Genomic DNA, 14,801 nt, shown 5'->3' on the forward strand with positions numbered 1-14,801 from the left:
ACAAGCGCGGATTGCGGCGGCATCAGTTCCCTTTCCGGGCATCTGCTGCTATCCAGAAGGACAATGACAGACGCCGGACCGGCGCGGGGCAGAGGCTGTTATCGGGTGACGATCAGGCAGGACTGGGATGGTCTCGGTGCGCGCGAAGTCTCCGCGCTTGAAGCCGGGTTCGCCAATCCCGGGTTCGCTGTCTGCCGGATGCCGCTCGGCAAGCGGGTGTTCGATATCAGCCTGGCGCTTCTGCTGCTGGTCCCGCTGTCCTTCGTCATGGCTGCCGTCGCGGTGGTTCTGGCGGTGCGTCAGGGGCGGCCGATCCTTTATGCCGCGCCGCGGATGAAGGGCGTGAACGAGGAGTTCACGCAGTGGAAGTTCCGCACCATGACCCGGGACGAGACCGACAGCGGCGCCTCCGGCGCGCACAAGAACTGGCGCATCACCGGGATCGGCGCGTTCCTGCGGCGCACGCGGATCGACGAGCTGCCGCAGCTCTTCAACATCCTCAAGGGCGACATGAGCTTCGTCGGCCCCCGGCCGCCGCTGCGCGAATATGTCGAGCGTTTCCCAGCCCGCTTCGCCTCGACCCTGCGCTGCCGGCCCGGCGTCACCGGCCTCGCCACGCTGATCTATCACCGCCACGAGGACCGGATCATGGCGGCCTGCGCCACGCCGGAGGCGACCGAGGCGACCTATTACCGCCGCTGCCTGCCGACGAAGCTCCGCATCGACGAGATCTACCGGCAGCGGCGGACCATCGGCCTCGACACCTGGATCATCTGCCACACCGTGGCGACGGTCTTCCGCCCCCGTCATGCAGCCCCGAAGCGCCGCCGGCGCTGAACGGGTCCGCCGGATAGCCCACCCCGGTGAGGCAGAGCCCCTGCGGCGGGCAGACCGGCCCGCAGGCGGCGCGGTCGCGCGCGGCGAGGGCCTCGGCCACGCGCGCGGGCGGCCATGCCCCGGCGCCCACCCGCTCGAGCGTGCCGACGATGCTGCGCACCTGGTTGTGCAGGAAGCTGCGGGCGCGGAGCGCAAGGCGGAACTCGGTTCCGTGGGGAACGGGGACGGCGTCGATGGCGATCTCGTCCAGGGTCTTCACCGGGGTTTTCGACTGGCACATGGTCGAGCGGAACGTGGTGAAATCATGCCGCCCGACGAGATGCGCCGCCCCCTCGCGCATGGCGTCGAGGTCGAGCGCATGGCGCACCTGCCAGACGCGCCCGGCGTCCAGCACCGCGGGCGCGCGGCGGGAGAGCAGGCGGAACAGATACCGCCGCTCCACCGCCGAGAAGCGGGCGTGCCAGTCGTCTGGGACCCGCGCGATGGCCAGCACCGCCACCGGATCAGGCCGCAGATGCGCGTTCACCGCATCGCGCAGCCGGTCGGGAGCCCAGTCGCGGGCCATGTCCGCATGCGCCACCTGCCCGGTCGCATGGACCCCTGCATCGGTCCGCCCCGCCGCCGCGATCCGCGCCCCCGCCGCGAAGCCCGGATCGAGCGCCGCGAGCGCCCGCTCCACCGCGCCCTGCACCGAAGGCAGCCCGGCCTGCGCCTGCCAGCCCGCGAAGGGCCGGCCATCATATTCGATCTTCAGCGCGTAACGAGGCATCGACTCGGGCGCCTCAGCGGCGCTCTTTCCAGCCGGTCTCGTGCAGCAGGTCGTCCAGCCGCTGCCCGCGGTCGCCTTCGAGTCGGGGCATCTCGGGCTCCGGCGCCGGCTGCGGCACCCGCACGCCCTCGCGCGCGAGGCGGTCGCGGAGGACCTCGATCTCGATGTCCATGTCGGCGCGGCTGCCCTGCATGAGGCTGCGGGTCCGGGCGGCGAAGTTGGTCTCCAGATCGGCGATCAGCGCCTCCCATGCCGCGCGGGCCGACGCGTCCTGGGTCTGGACGTAGAGGTCCACGAACTTCACCGTCGCGTCGCGCGCGCCCATCAGGTAGACGCCCAGGTACCGCCGCGCCGCCGTCAGGTCGCCCGGGTCCTCCTCCACCCGCCGGAAGAGGCCGCGCGCGACGCCCGCAAACCGCTCCACCCGTGCCTCGAGGCCGCGGTCACGGGTCCGCAGGATCGCATCGCGCATGGCGGCGAGGTAACCCTCGGCTTCCTCGACGAAGCGCGCCACGCGGTCCTGCTGGACAGGGTCGATGCCTTCCATGCCCTTGTCCTTCATCGGGTCGGGCCCGAACGAGAACCAGTGCAGCGCCGCCCCCATGAGGCCAATGACGCCCGCGCCTGCCATCGCGCCAGTCCCCGGCTCCACCGCACCCACCGCGAGGCCGAGGCCGGTCAGTACGCCGCCGAACAGCTTGCGCGGGATCGCCGGCCGGCGCGCGATGCGCCGTGCATCATAGGCAGCTTCGGCCTGCAGCCCCTGCCGGGTCATGAACATGCCGCCCGCGAGGATGCCGAAGCCCGCGAGGTTCGTCGCCATACCCACCGGGTCCTGAAAGAACGCGCCGAGCAGGAACGGGACGCCCGCGACCGTGATCCAGGTCGTGCGGCCCTCCAGCCGGTGGTGGATCTTGCCCGGCACCGCCCGCGCGGGCAGGTTCGCCTCGGCCTCAGCCTTCGCGCCCGGCGAGTAGCGCCCCCCGAACCGGATCGCCATCAGCCCGCCCCCACGAGCGAGGCGTAGAGCGTGAGCCCCATCAGCAGGAAGAACGACAAGCGGCTCATGGCGTTGCGCGACATCGGCGGCTCCGGCGGGTGTGTCGCCCGGTCAACGGCGGGCGGGCGCGCGGCGTTCCGGGGAAAGGGGTGGAGCGGGTGATGGGAATCGAACCCACGTATTCAGCTTGGAAGGCTGCTGCTCTACCATTGAGCTACACCCGCGACGGGACCGGTATAGGGGCGCACCGGGTTTCAGACAAGGTCAAGCCTTCGCAGCGCGCCCCGCGATCCAGGTCTGCGCCACGGCGCGGTCGTCGCCCATGACCTGCAGCAGGAACAGCGCCTCGGAGAGCGTCTCGACCGCCTCCATCCGCAGCGCCATCTCGGGCGTGGCGCGGGGGTCGAGCGCGATCAGGTCGGCGTCGTAGCCGGGCGCGATGCGGCCGAGGCGGTGGCCGAGGTGCAGCGCCTCGGCATTCCCGGCAGTGGCCCAGTGGAAGGCGTCGAAGGCGTGGAGCCGCTCGCCCCGCATGGCGGCGACCTTGTATGCCTCGCCGAGCGTCTGCAGCATGGACCAAGAGGTGCCGCCGCCGATGTCGGTGGCGAGGGCGGTCGGGATGCCCCCGGCGCGCAGCCCCGCGTGGTCGAAGAGGCCGGAGCCGAGGAACAGGTTCGAGGTCGGGCAGGCCACCGCCCGCGCCTGCGCCTCGGCCATGCGGGCGATCTCGCGCGGGGTCAGGTGCAGGCAGTGGCCGAGCAGCAGCCGGTCGGAGAGCAGCCCGGCGCGGTCATAGACGTCGAGATAGTCGCGGGCCTCGGGGAAAAGCTCGGCGGTCAGGGCGATCTCGGCGTGGTTCTCGGAGATGTGGGTCTGCACGAGGACCTCGGGATGCGCGGCGGCAAGCGCGCCCGCCGCCTCGAGTTGCGCCGGGGTCGAGGTGATCGCGAAGCGGGGAGTGATCGCGACTTGCAGCCGGCCGCGCCCGTGCCAGTCGCGGATCAGCGCCTCGGTGTCGTCATGGGCCGACTGCGCCGTGTCCCGCACCGCCTCGGGCGCGTTGCGGTCCATCATCACCTTGCCCGCGATCAGGGCCATACCGCGGCGTTCCGCTTCACTCAGCAGCGCCTCGGCCGACACCCTGTGCGACGAGCAGTAGCAGCAGGCGGTGGTCGTCCCGGCCCGGATCAGCGCGTCGAGGAACCGCGGCGACATCGCCTTGGCATGGGCGCGATCGGCAAAGCGCGCCTCGGCCGGGAAGGTGTAGCGGTTGAGCCAGTCGAGCAGCTCGGTCCCCCAGCTCGCCACCACCTGAAGCTGCGGGAAGTGGATATGCGGGTCGATGAAGCCGGGCAGGATGATCCGGCCGCGATGGTCCGCCACCGGAACGCCGGGGCGCGCGAGGTCCGCCCATTCGCCCACGGCGGCGATACGCCCGTCCTCGACCAGCACCGCGCCGTCCTCGATGTCGAGCGGCGGGACGGTTCCGGCCAGGGGATCGGCGTCGAAACTGACGACACGGCCGCGGATGAGCTGCATGGTTGCCCCCGAAGAATGGATATTTGAGGACAGAAGAAGCCCCGGCCCGGCTTCTTCTGTCGAGAAATATCCCGGGGGAGTCCAGCCCCGGCTGGACGGGGGGAGAGCCCCCTTCTTCAAGCCGGCGTCGTGGCGCGGGTCAGCAGGGCGGCCATGATCTCGGCCGCGGCAAAGGCGGCGATCACTTCCGGGCGCTTGTCGCGGGGCGCGGCGGCGGCGATCGGGCAGACCAGCGGACCAGGGTCGAGGCCGCGCGATCGGGCGAAGCTGGCGAAGGTGGCGCGCTTGGTGCGTGAGCCGATCATTCCCGTCCAGGCGAGGTCAGGGCGGGCAAGCGCCTCGGCGGCGATGAGGAAGTCGAGCGCGTGATCGTGGGTCATGATGACCACGGCGCTGCCGGGCGCGGCCGCGCGGATTTCGGCCTCGGGCAGGGGCGTCAGCTTCTGCGGCAGGTCGGCGGCGAGGGCCAGTTCGGCGGGGCGCTGATCGACCAGCAGCGGCGCCACCGGCAGCGGCAGCAGCGCGCGGGCGAGGGCGCGGCCGACATGGCCGGCGCCGAAGATCAGCACGGCGGGCCTGGGCGGCACCGGGTCGGGGGCGGCCACGGTCTCCAGCTCGAGGCGCATTCGTCCGCCGCAGCACTGGCCGATGGCCGGGCCGAGGGGAATGGTCATGCTCCGCGCGGTCTCGCCCGAGGTCAGCATGGCGAGGGCGGCGTCGAGGGCCATGTATTCGACTGCGCCGCCGCCGATGCTGCCGGTGATGCCCTCGGCGCTGACATACATCGCGGCCCCCGCCTCGCGCGGGGTGGAGCCGAGGGCCTCGGCGATGCGGACCCGGATCATCGGCCCGCCTTCAGCCTCTCGGCTGCCATCAAGATCGCCTCGGGCGTCGCGGGCGGATCGAGCCGCGGGCAGATGCGGTAGTCCGCGACCGAGGCAACCGCCATCGACAGCGCCTCCAGCACCGAGGCTGCCAGCATCAGCGGCGGCTCGCCTACAGCCTTGCTGCGGCGGATGGTGCGCTTTGGGTTCTCGGACCATTCGGCCAGCGCAATCCGCATCTTCGGCCGATCGGAGGCGAGCGGGATCTTGTAGGTCGAGGGCGCATGCGTCCTGAGCCGTCCCTGATCGTCCCACCACAGCTCCTCGGTGGTCAGCCACCCCATGCCCTGGATGAACCCCCCCTCCACCTGCCCGAGGTCGATCGCCGGGTTCAGGCTGCGGCCCACGTCATGCAGGATGTCGGCGCGCAGGACGCGGTTCTCGCCGGTGAGCAGGTCCACCTCGACCTCCGACACCGCCGCGCCATAGGCGAAGTAGTAGAAGGGCTGGCCGCGGCCGGTCTCGCGGTTCCAGTGGATTTCGGGCGTGGCGTAGAAGCCGGTGGCCGACAGCTGCACGCGGGCGAGATAGGCGTTGTTGATGACCTCCTCGAAGGGGATCGGCTCGCCCGCGACCTCGACATGCTCGGGGATGAAGCGGACCTCGGACGGGTCGCAGCCCTTGGCGGCCGCGAGAAACGCGACCAGCCGCGCCTTGATCGTCTCGGCCGCGTCGAGCGCCGCCATGCCGTTCAGGTCGGACCCCGACGACGCCGCCGTGGCGGAGGTGTTCGGCACCTTCTCGGTCGTGGTCGCGGTCACGCGGATGCGCTCGATGCCGACCTGGAAGGCGTCGGCCACCACCTGCGCCACCTTGGTGTGCAGGCCCTGGCCCATCTCGGTGCCGCCGTGGTTCAGCTGGATCGACCCGTCGGTATAGACATGGATCAGCGCGCCGCCCTGGTTGTAATGCGTCGCGGTGAAGCTGATGCCGAACTTCACCGGCGTCAGCGCGATCCCGCGGCGGCGGTGGGTGCCGCCGGCGTTGAAGGCCAGCACTGCCTCGCGCCGGGCGCGGTAGTCCGAGGAGGCCTCAAGCTCGTCCAGCAGCCGCGGCAGGATCATGTCCTCGACCGGCTGGTGGTAGGGGGTCAGTTGGCCGTTGCGGTAGAGGTTCAGGCGGCGGATATCGGCCGGGTCGCGGCCCGTGGCATAGGCGATTTCCTCGATCACCCGTTCGGCCAGCAGGACGCCCTGCGGGCCCCCGAAGCCGCGGAAGGCGGTGTTCGAGACGGTGTGCGTCCGCATCGGATGCGAACTGACGCGCACCGCCGGGTAGTAGTAGGCGTTGTCGCTGTGGAACAGCGCCCGGTCCGTCACCGGCCCCGAGAGGTCGGCCGAGAAGCCGCAGCGCGCGGCGAAGTCGGCATCGACTGCATGGATGCGGCCGTCATCGTCGAAGCCGATGGCGTAGCGGATGTCGAAGTCGTGCCGCTTGCCGGTCGAGAGCATGTCGTCGTCGCGGTCGAGCCGCAGCTTCACGGGCCGCCCCGTCGCCCGCGCGCCGAGCGCGGCAACGGCGGCGGTCAGGTTCATCTGCGATTCCTTGCCGCCGAAGCCGCCGCCCATGCGCCGCACGGTCGCCACAACCGCGTGGGCGGGGACGCCGAGGACGTGCGCCACGATGTGCTGCACCTCGGTCGGGTGCTGGGTCGAGACGTGAAGCGCGATCTCGTCATCCTCGCCGGGGATGGCGAGGGCGATCTGGCCTTCGAGATAGAGATGCTCCTGCCCGCCGATCTTCATGCGCCCCTCGATCCGGCGCGGGGCGGCGGCGAGGGCAGCCTTGGCGTCGCCGCGGGCGAGGGTCAGGGGGGCGGTGACGTAGTCGAGGTCCTGCGCCTGCGCCTCGGCGGCGGTGGTCGCCTGCGGCAGCGGTTCGGTCTCGATCTTCGCGCGCAGCGCGGCACGGCGGGCCTGGTCGCGGGTCTCGGCGATGACCGCGAAGAGAGGCTGGCCGTGGAACATGATCTCGTGTTCCGCGAACACGGGATCGTCGTTCTTCTGCACCGGCGAGATATTGTTGGTGCCGGGGATGTCGGCGGCGGTCAGCACCGCGACCACGCCGGACGCCTCGCGCACGGGCGCGAGGTCCAGCGAGAGGATGCGCGCATGGGCCGTGCGCGAGAGGCCGAGGGCTGCGTGGAGCGTGCCTGCGGGTTCGCGGATGTCGTCCACATAGGCGGCGCGGCCGCGGACCTGGCGCTCGGCCGAGTCGTGGGCGATGGCCTGTCCGGCGGCGCCGCGCGGGGTGGCGGTGTCCCTCATTCGGCGGCCTCCCTCTGAGCTTCCGGCTGCGAGAGCCAGAAACGTCGGATCAGGTTCCCCGCGACGAGGCGGCGGTAATCGGCCGACGCGCGCCAGTCGGAGAGCGGGGTGAAGTCCTGCGCCACGGCCTGCGCGGCAGCCTCGAAGCTGGCCTCCGCGAGGGGGGCGCCCGTCAGCGCGGCCTCAACCGTAGGCGCGCGGCGCGGGATGCCGGCCATGCCACCATAGGCGATGCGGGCGGTGGCGATACGCCCGTCCTCGATCGTCAGCGCGAGGCCCATGGCGACGGCGGTGATGTCGCTGTCCGGGCGCTTGGAGATCTTCTCGGCCGCGATGCGGGTACCGGGGGCGGGCAGGGGGATGCGGATGCTCTCGACGAACTCGCCCGGCTGGCGGTCCTGCTTGCCGTAGGCGATGAAATAGCGTTCGAGGGGGACCGTGCGGCGCGCGTCGCCTTGGCGCAGCGTGACCTCCGCCCCAAGCGCGATCAGCAGCGGCGGCGAGTCACCGATGGGCGAGCCGTTGGCGATGTTGCCGCCCACCGTGCCGGCGGCGCGGACCTGCCAGCCGGCGACGCGGTGCCAGTAGGGAAGGGCTTCGGGCAGGTGCTGCGCCACCATCTGCTCGGCCTCGTCCCAGGTGACACCCGCGCCGATGATGAGCGTGTCGCCGTCCACGTCGGTCCGGCGCAACTCCGGCAGATGCGCAATGAAGAGCGCTGGCGCGATGTCGCGCAGGTGCTTCGTGACCCAGAGGCCCACGTCGGTCGCCCCCGCGACGATCGTGGCGTCGGGATGCTCCATCAGCGCCGCGGCGAGGTCGTCCACGGAGCCCGGCAGGATCGCTCGGTCATGCTCGCGCGCTACCTCGACCCGCCGGCCGTCCCGCATCGCCGCGAGCGCCCTCGCAACCTCGTCGCGCCGCCGCATCAGCGCGTCGGCCTCCTGCCCGCCCGCGGAGGCCGCGGCCTCGGCCGCATCGAGGATCGGCCCGTAGCCGGTGCAGCGGCAGAGGTTGCCCTGCAGCGCCCGCGCGACTTCCTCCCGCGAGGGGCGCGGGTTCGTCAGCCACAGCGCATAGAGCGCCATGACGATCCCCGGCGTGCAGAAGCCGCATTGCGTGCCATGCGCCTCGACCATCGCCCGTTGCACCGGATGCAGCGAGCCGGAGCCGTCCGCGCCATGAAGCGCCTCGACGGTGACGGTGTGGCAGCCGTCGCAGGCGGCGAGCGGGCGGATGCAGGCGTTCACCGGGTCGTAGCGCAGGACGCCCTCGTGGAGCCGTCCGACCAGCACGGTGCAGGCGCCGCAGTCGCCTTCGGCGCAGCCCTCCTTGGTGCCGGTGAGGCGGCGGTTCACGCGCAGGAAGTCGAGCAGCATGTCGCGCGCGCCGCATTCGGTCAGCGTGACCTCGTCGCCGTTCAGCAGGAAGCGGATGTGGTTGCGGGTCATGGGCGGGCCTCTGCCATGCGGGCGCCTGCGGCGGCGCGATACCAGGCGCGGATTGCGGCGCGTTCCTCCGGCTCCATGAAGCTCAGGTTGCCGGGGGGCATGGCGTCGGTCAGCCCGGCCTGCACGTAGATCTCACGCGCCGCCCGCGCGATCTGCGCGTCGGTATCGAAGGCCAGATGTTTCGGCGCCACGGCAATCCCCTCCCAGCCCGGCTCGGCCGTGTGGCACATGCTGCAGCGGGCGGACAGCACGTCACGGACCGCCTCGAACCCCTCGGCTTCGGCAAAGCGCGTCTCGGCCCGCGTCATGGCGCGGTCCTCCGCCGGCAGGCGCTCGGTCCCCGCCATGCTGAGCCAGACGCAGGCGACAAACAAGCCCGCCGTCACGGCCCAAGTCCACCACGGCCTGCCCCGCCGGGCGTGCATGGTGTTGAAGAAATGCCGGATCGTCACGCCCATGAGGAACACGAGCGCCGCGATCACCCAGTTCCAGCGGCTCGCGAAGGCCAGCGGGTAGTGGTTCGACAGCATCAGGAACACGACCGGCAGCGTCAGGTAGTTGTTGTGAGTCGAGCGCAGCTTGGCGATGCGGCCGTATTTCGGGTCGGGCGCGCGGCCGGCCATGAGGTCGGCCACGACGATCTTCTGGTTCGGGATGATGACCAGAAAGACGTTGGCGCTCATGATCGTGGCGGTGATCGCGCCCAGATGCAGCAGCGCCGCGCGGCCGGTGAAGACGCGGTCGTAGCCCCAGGCCAGCACCACCAGCAGCACGAACAGCAGCAGCATCAGCGCGGTCGGGTTCCCGCCCAGCCGCGAGCGGCAGAGCGCGTCGTAGACCAGCCACCCCACGGCGAGCGACCCCGCCGAGATCAGCACCGCCACCCAGACCGGCATGTCCCATTTCGCCGGGTCGATCAGGTAAAGCTCCGCCTGTGCCCAGTAGAGGACCGCGAGCATGGCAAAGCCGCTGAGCCAGGTGGAATAGCTCTCCCACTTGAACCAGGTCAGGTGCTCGGGCAGGCGCTCGGGCGCGACGAGATACTTGGTGATGTGGTAGAAGCCGCCGCCATGGACCTGCCACTCCTCGCCATGCGCGCCTTTCGGCAGCCCCGGCGCCTTCTGCAGCGCGAGGTCGAGGGCGATGAAGTAGAAGGACGAGCCGATCCAGGCGATGGCGGTGACGACATGCAGCCAGCGGATCGCGAAAGCGGCCCAGTCATGCAGGATCACGGCGTCCATCAGCTGCCCCGATAGGTCGAGTAGCCGAAGGGCGAGACCAGCAGCGGCACATGGTAGTGCGCCGCCTCGGCCATGCCGAAGCGGATCGGCACCTCGCCCAGAAAGCGCGGCTCGGTTCCGGCGATTCCCTCGGCCGCGAGCCAGTCGCCGACATGGAAGGTCAGTTCATAGGTGCCGGGGGTGAAACGCTCGGCTGGCAGGATCGGCGTATCGGTGCGCCCGTCGCCGTTCGTGACGACGCGGGCAATCGCCTCGCGCGTGCCGTCCCGCAGCCGATGAAGCGTGATCGCCATCCCCGCCGCGGGCCGTCCCCGCGCGGTGTCAAGAACATGCGTGGTCAGCCAGCCCGTCATCCAGTCCCTCCCCCTCTGCCGGCTCCGGCGCCGGTTCGTCCGCGGCGCATACTGGACCAGCAGGAGCGGGTTCGGATAGGGGGGGCGAGAGAAGATCGCGACGTCGGCGCCTGCGGATGTCAGCCTTGCCCGGCCCGGCGCGATCAGCCAAGACGCGGTCTCGATCCGGACCCGGAGGTTGGAGGCGGCATGCGTCAGGTCATCCTGCATATCGGTCTGCACAAGACCGGGACCAGTTCCCTCCAGCAGTTCCTCTGCGACAATCGCGACGCCCTGGCCGGGCAGGGCTGGTTCTACAAAGCGCCTTGGCAGGGCTGGCCCAACCAGAATCCGCTGGTCAAGGGGTTTCAGAGCCCGGATACGATCGAGGGCGGGCGCCGGGGGATAGCCATGCTGATGGAGGAGGCGGGCGACCGCAACATCCTCATCAGCTCGGAGCTGCTGGTGGAATGGCCGACCGACATCGACGCCTTCCTTGCATGCTTCGAGGGGTGCGAGTTCCACGCCTACGCCTATCTGCGCCATCCCTGCGACATCGTGATCTCGGCCTATAACGAGGTCATCAAGTCTGCCGGCTCGACCTATTCCCGACCGCTGAACGAGGCGCCCTATCCCTATGCCTCCGACCCGACGCAGCTTCTCAGGCCCTGGATCGGGCGGGTGCCGCTGACGCTCGCGCCGTTCGACCGGGCGCAATGGTCCGGCGGCGCGATGTCCAGCGACTTCCTGACCATGATCGGCATCGACCCTGCAAGCTGCCGGGAGCCCGAGCGCCGGAGCAACGAAAGCCTGCCGCAGCTGATGGTCGAGGTGCTGCGCGGCGCCAACGCACTGGGCCTCGCACCCGAGGCGCGCGAGGGGTTCGTTGCCCATCTGCAGGGCCTGGACTGGCCGCCCTCGGGCTATCCGCTGACGGCCGGGACCATGGAGGTCCTGTTCTCCAACATGCGGCGTGGCGTGGAGGTGCTGCGACCGTTTCTGCGCCAAGGCTTCGACGAGTCGTTCCTGTTCGTCCCGCGGCCATAAGGCGCCGGCCGCGCTTCCTTCGGGCCAGCCTTTAGCTCGCAGGACCGCGATATGCTGGTGCCCGCTGACCACGCAGGTGACGACGGGCGTCGAGCTGGAAACGACGCTCGACGGCCTGCCGCCACCATACATCGCTGCTGAAGACCTGCCGATAGCAGGACCGCGAGATGCGACAGCACTGAACAGGCGTAGATCGCGCCGAAGCTTTTGGCGGACCGCTGCGCGGGCAGGAGCGCGGTGGTCGTGAGCACCGGAGCCCATGGCCCTAAGGCAGCGCAGCGCATCCGGAGTGAGCTTGAGGCGCGGACCTCCGAAGATTTCGCAACGCTGCGAGTGGCGGCAGCGTGACAGGGTCTTCCGCTTGGACCCCGGCCGAGCGCGGCCGCATCCTGAGCGAGAAAAGAGCGAAGGCGGAGGGTAAGAAGCCCGACTACTGGCGGACGGCGCTTAACTTGCCCAGTGCACCGCGACGAATGACCTCACGCTCCCCGAGGTCAAAACAGCAAGGGCTGTTTTCGAAACATTCGAACGGCGTCCCGTGAGGCGTCCCGCATGACCAAGCCATTTAGGTCGGTCTGTTGTGCGGCCAGAGGAAGCGTGCGGGTTGGCGTCACGACAGAACCGAGCAAGTTGCACATTGCACGGGAACGAGGGCCGAGGGGTTCCGCTGACCACCGAGGGGATGCCACCGTGGTCAGATAGCCCCCGAGGGTTTCGCCGGGGACCGAGGGGCGCGACCGGGGACCCCCCTTGTCCGTGAGGTTCTGTCGAGTCTTTGACCTGGCCCGCGACCTGACCGGGCGAGTGGTGGCAAGGAACCGCACACCCGTTAGCACGGTGCAATTGATCTTTCTCACTGGTCTTTGGAAAACGCCCGTCCTGTCGAAGATCGTTCCCAAGGGTCCATCTTCAAGAATTAGCAGAAGGAAGGAAAGACTGGTGGAGCCAAGGTCCACGGATCGGAGGTTCGCGGTAGTCCGCGGTTGTCCTATAACCCCTTGGTATAGCTCTAAGCTAACCTCGTCGTCGTCCGCCGGCTTCCGCTTGCCTCCCCGTGCATCCACGTTACAGTGGGGGAAGGGATGGCGGATGGGAAGGTATGGTTTCCTCTAGCGCGCGCAGGCCGGAGAAGGCGCTGACGGCCGTCGCGGTCCGGACGGCCAGCAAGCCCGGCAAATATTTCGACGGCCATGGCCTCTACCTCCGCGTTGAGCCGAACGGCACCAAGTTCTGGGTGCAGCGGATCGTGATCCAAGGCAAGAGGCGGGAACTCGGGCTGGGCAGCGCCTCACTCGTGCCGCTGGCGGAGGCTAGGGAGAAGGCGCTGGGCAACCGCAAGCTGGCGCGGGAGGGCGGCGACCCTCTGGCCGCGCGTCGCGAGCGGCAGGAGGTGCTGAGCTTCGAAGCCGCGAGCCGGCGCGTGCACGAACTGCACCTGCCCACGTGGCGCAACGAGAAGCATGGACGCGACTTCATCTCGTCGCTTGAAAGCTACGCCTTCCCGCTGATCGGCAAGATGCCTGTATCGAACATCGCAGCGGCCGACGTGCTGCGCGTGCTAATGCCCATCTGGACGGCCAAACCGGAAACGGCACGGCGCGTGCGCCAGCGGATTGGCACGGTGCTGAAGTGGGCCGTGGCGCAGGGGTGGCGCCAAGACAATCCCGCCGACAGCATCACGCAGGCGCTCCCAAAGGTCGCCAAGTCACAGGTCCATCGCAAGTCTCTGCCCTATGCCGAAGTGGCCGACTGCCTGACGGCTGTGCGTCAGTCGCGCGCCATGACGTCGACGAAGCTGGCGGTTGAGTTCTTGGTGCTGACGGCGGCTCGCTCGGGGGAGGTGCGCGAGGCGGTTTGGGAGGAGGTGGACGATGAGAAGGCGCTGTGGGTGATTCCGGCCGCCCGCATGAAGGCCAAGCGGGCGCACCGCGTGCCACTGTCGCCAGAAGCCTTGACCATCCTGCGCGAGGCCCGCGCGTTTGGGGACGGGTCGTCGCTTATCTTTCCCGGCTCACGCTACGGCGTGCCCCTGTCGGACATGACCTTGTCGAAGCTGGTGAAGGAACTGGGATTCGACGCCGACGTGCACGGCTTTCGCACGTCGTTCCGGACATGGGTTCAGGAACAGACCGAATACCCGCGGGAGCTTGCGGAGGCGGCGCTGGCGCACAGCGTCGGAGATGCCGTCGAGCAGGCCTACGCTCGCTCGGACCTGCTTGATCGCCGGCGAGCAATGATGGAGGCTTGGAGCGCGTATTTGCAGACCCGGTGACAGATGGCCAAGACGACCCAGCAACGAAAACGCGAGAAGAGTTCCCCTCCATCGACCACGGGCAGCAAACGCGCCGTCCACGGAACGTCCTTTCGCAGTTTGGCCTGGGATGCCTTCGATCCAGCCGCGGTAATCAAAGTGCTCCTCAGCGAAGAGCCGACATTCCCGTTTCATCGGGAGGTTCTGTTGTATGCGCTAGGTGCTTGGGTCACCGCGCCGGGCGACGACGGCATGCGCAAGCACGCGATCCGTATGGCTGTGCGCCTGCGCGTTGCTGACGCGGAACGAGCGGTCCTAGAAAGGAGCGAAAGTGAACGTCCGAAATGCGATGCGCGCATCCGCCGAGAAGAAATCGGCCATGACTTCATCAGTCAGATATATTACGGCATTGGCGGTGCCCGCGAATTAGATGAAAGCTCTACAGAATCGTACAAGAAAAAGTTTAACAAGAGCTACATCAAGGCCAATGACACGTTCCTGCGCATGCTGCATTTGGCGCGCCATAGCTTTATAAGTAAAGGAACAGATGTCGCCCCGCCTGGCATGGATAGGTACCACAAATTTATCGAAAACGTCGATCGGCTTCACCGAAAGCCCGGCGACGCAGCCCGGAGGCGGAAGGCAGGCAAGAAGCACTATTACAAATTTCTTAAACAAGATACTATCGAACGCGAATACGGCAAGATGCCGCAGGCCACATTGGCTTACGCCGCATCTCTGACTCGAATGGACGGCGAGTTCAGCAATCGATCACTGGACGGCGCAGAAACGTTGCTCGACAGATTTCTGGAGCCGAGACTTGGTGCACCAGAGAATTTGCATCTAATCTTATCGCGCTGGTTGCGACATGCTGCATTTGTGCGAGATAACATCCTTCCGATGATCCCTCACGAGAAATTCGACCTGTCCCTTTGGAGTCTCGACAACAGCTCTTCCGCGGCGACGTTCGTTTCGCAGCTCAATAACAAATTGCTAAAGCCGTCCAAGCCAAGCGTTTCAGCGGCCGAGCTCGACATTCTACGTCGTTTTATACCCGGGTAGGCCGCCAGCTGGCCACGAAAGTGGCTCTTACACAGCCCGATTTCGCCTGACCCCCGGCCCACCAACCAGCGCCCTGTCGGCTTCTCCGACCTGCGTCGCAGCCAGGCTGGTGGAGGGGCAT

12 protein-coding genes and 1 tRNA gene are annotated in these 14,801 nt (G+C 68.7%); 4 read left to right on the plus strand and 9 right to left on the minus strand.

The genetic code is table 11. The annotated features are described in order from the left end of the window. The first annotated feature begins 216 nt into the window (after positions 1–216). Positions 217–837 (plus strand): sugar transferase, encoded by a 621-nt coding sequence (locus GI374_RS03005; protein WP_370515107.1) that lies wholly within the window; start codon positions 217–219, stop codon positions 835–837. Here the strand turns inward: GI374_RS03005 and truA are convergent. The 9 genes from truA to uraH all read right to left on the minus strand — a co-directional run bounded on the left by truA (position 770) and on the right by uraH (position 10,341). Further along, positions 770–1,606 (minus strand): tRNA pseudouridine(38-40) synthase TruA, encoded by an 837-nt coding sequence (gene truA / locus GI374_RS03010; protein ID WP_154335507.1) that lies wholly within the window; start codon positions 1,604–1,606, stop codon positions 770–772. The two genes, GI374_RS03005 and truA, sit on opposite strands and share 68 nt — an antisense overlap. Before the next feature lie 13 nt (positions 1,607–1,619). After that, on the minus strand, positions 1,620–2,606 hold the full coding sequence (locus tag GI374_RS03015; protein ID WP_154335508.1) for a 5-bromo-4-chloroindolyl phosphate hydrolysis family protein: 987 nt from the start codon (positions 2,604–2,606) through the stop codon (positions 1,620–1,622). Between the two features lie 150 nt (positions 2,607–2,756). Beyond that, a tRNA-Gly gene (locus GI374_RS03020) sits at positions 2,757–2,830 on the minus strand. A gap of 40 nt (positions 2,831–2,870) precedes the next feature. Further along, positions 2,871–4,145 carry a guanine deaminase gene (guaD, locus tag GI374_RS03025; protein WP_154335509.1) on the minus strand — a complete coding sequence of 425 codons (1,275 nt, stop codon included), beginning with the start codon at positions 4,143–4,145 and terminating at the stop codon, positions 2,871–2,873. A 116-nt stretch (positions 4,146–4,261) separates the two neighbouring features. Beyond that, on the minus strand, positions 4,262–4,990 hold the full coding sequence (gene xdhC / locus GI374_RS03030) for a xanthine dehydrogenase accessory protein XdhC (protein WP_154335510.1): 729 nt from the start codon (positions 4,988–4,990) through the stop codon (positions 4,262–4,264). Further along, positions 4,987–7,296, minus strand: a complete 2,310-nt coding sequence (gene xdhB, locus GI374_RS03035; RefSeq protein WP_154335511.1) for a xanthine dehydrogenase molybdopterin binding subunit — start codon at positions 7,294–7,296, stop codon at positions 4,987–4,989. The genes xdhC and xdhB overlap by 4 nt, the downstream gene beginning before the upstream one ends. Continuing rightward, the gene (xdhA, locus tag GI374_RS03040) at positions 7,293–8,747 is read right to left on the minus strand and encodes a xanthine dehydrogenase small subunit (protein ID WP_154335512.1); all 1,455 of its coding nucleotides are present in this window, start codon (positions 8,745–8,747) and stop codon (positions 7,293–7,295) included. The genes xdhB and xdhA overlap by 4 nt, the downstream gene beginning before the upstream one ends. Next, positions 8,744–9,991, minus strand: coding sequence for a urate hydroxylase PuuD (locus tag GI374_RS03045; RefSeq protein ID WP_154335513.1), 1,248 nt, complete (start codon positions 9,989–9,991; stop codon positions 8,744–8,746). The genes xdhA and GI374_RS03045 overlap by 4 nt, the downstream gene beginning before the upstream one ends. Next, on the minus strand, positions 9,988–10,341 hold the full coding sequence (gene uraH, locus GI374_RS03050; RefSeq protein WP_154335514.1) for a hydroxyisourate hydrolase: 354 nt from the start codon (positions 10,339–10,341) through the stop codon (positions 9,988–9,990). The genes GI374_RS03045 and uraH overlap by 4 nt, the downstream gene beginning before the upstream one ends. Positions 10,342–10,530: 189 nt before the next feature. Here uraH and GI374_RS03055 point away from each other — a divergent pair, with 189 nt between their 5' ends. The 3 genes from GI374_RS03055 (at position 10,531) to GI374_RS03065 (ending at position 14,680) form a co-directional block, all read left to right on the plus strand. Further along, on the plus strand, positions 10,531–11,367 hold the full coding sequence (locus tag GI374_RS03055) for a hypothetical protein (RefSeq protein ID WP_154335515.1): 837 nt from the start codon (positions 10,531–10,533) through the stop codon (positions 11,365–11,367). Between the two features lie 1,099 nt (positions 11,368–12,466). Continuing rightward, positions 12,467–13,639 (plus strand): site-specific integrase, encoded by a 1,173-nt coding sequence (locus GI374_RS03060; RefSeq protein ID WP_154335516.1) that lies wholly within the window; start codon positions 12,467–12,469, stop codon positions 13,637–13,639. 3 nt (positions 13,640–13,642) lie between these two features. Next, positions 13,643–14,680, plus strand: coding sequence for a hypothetical protein (locus GI374_RS03065; RefSeq protein WP_154335517.1), 1,038 nt, complete (start codon positions 13,643–13,645; stop codon positions 14,678–14,680). The last annotated feature ends 121 nt before the right edge of the window (positions 14,681–14,801 follow it).

Source organism: Paracoccus sp. S-4012 (assembly GCF_009674885.1).
Taxonomy (GTDB): domain Bacteria; phylum Pseudomonadota; class Alphaproteobacteria; order Rhodobacterales; family Rhodobacteraceae; genus Paracoccus.

What these genes read in the sequence shown, in the direction of transcription:
- GI374_RS03055 (WP_154335515.1), top strand. Translation starts at nt 10,531, where the DNA reads ATGCGTCAGGTCATCCTGCATATCGGTCTGCACAAGACCGGGACCAGT.
- uraH (WP_154335514.1), bottom strand. Translation starts at nt 10,341, where the DNA reads ATGACGGGCTGGCTGACCACGCATGTTCTTGACACCGCGCGGGGACGG.
- GI374_RS03065 (WP_154335517.1), top strand. Translation starts at nt 13,643, where the DNA reads ATGGCCAAGACGACCCAGCAACGAAAACGCGAGAAGAGTTCCCCTCCA.
- guaD (WP_154335509.1), bottom strand. Translation starts at nt 4,145, where the DNA reads ATGCAGCTCATCCGCGGCCGTGTCGTCAGTTTCGACGCCGATCCCCTG.
- GI374_RS03060 (WP_154335516.1), top strand. Translation starts at nt 12,467, where the DNA reads ATGGTTTCCTCTAGCGCGCGCAGGCCGGAGAAGGCGCTGACGGCCGTC.
- truA (WP_154335507.1), bottom strand. Translation starts at nt 1,606, where the DNA reads ATGCCTCGTTACGCGCTGAAGATCGAATATGATGGCCGGCCCTTCGCG.
- GI374_RS03015 (WP_154335508.1), bottom strand. Translation starts at nt 2,606, where the DNA reads ATGGCGATCCGGTTCGGGGGGCGCTACTCGCCGGGCGCGAAGGCTGAG.
- xdhB (WP_154335511.1), bottom strand. Translation starts at nt 7,296, where the DNA reads ATGAGGGACACCGCCACCCCGCGCGGCGCCGCCGGACAGGCCATCGCC.
- xdhA (WP_154335512.1), bottom strand. Translation starts at nt 8,747, where the DNA reads ATGACCCGCAACCACATCCGCTTCCTGCTGAACGGCGACGAGGTCACG.
- xdhC (WP_154335510.1), bottom strand. Translation starts at nt 4,990, where the DNA reads ATGATCCGGGTCCGCATCGCCGAGGCCCTCGGCTCCACCCCGCGCGAG.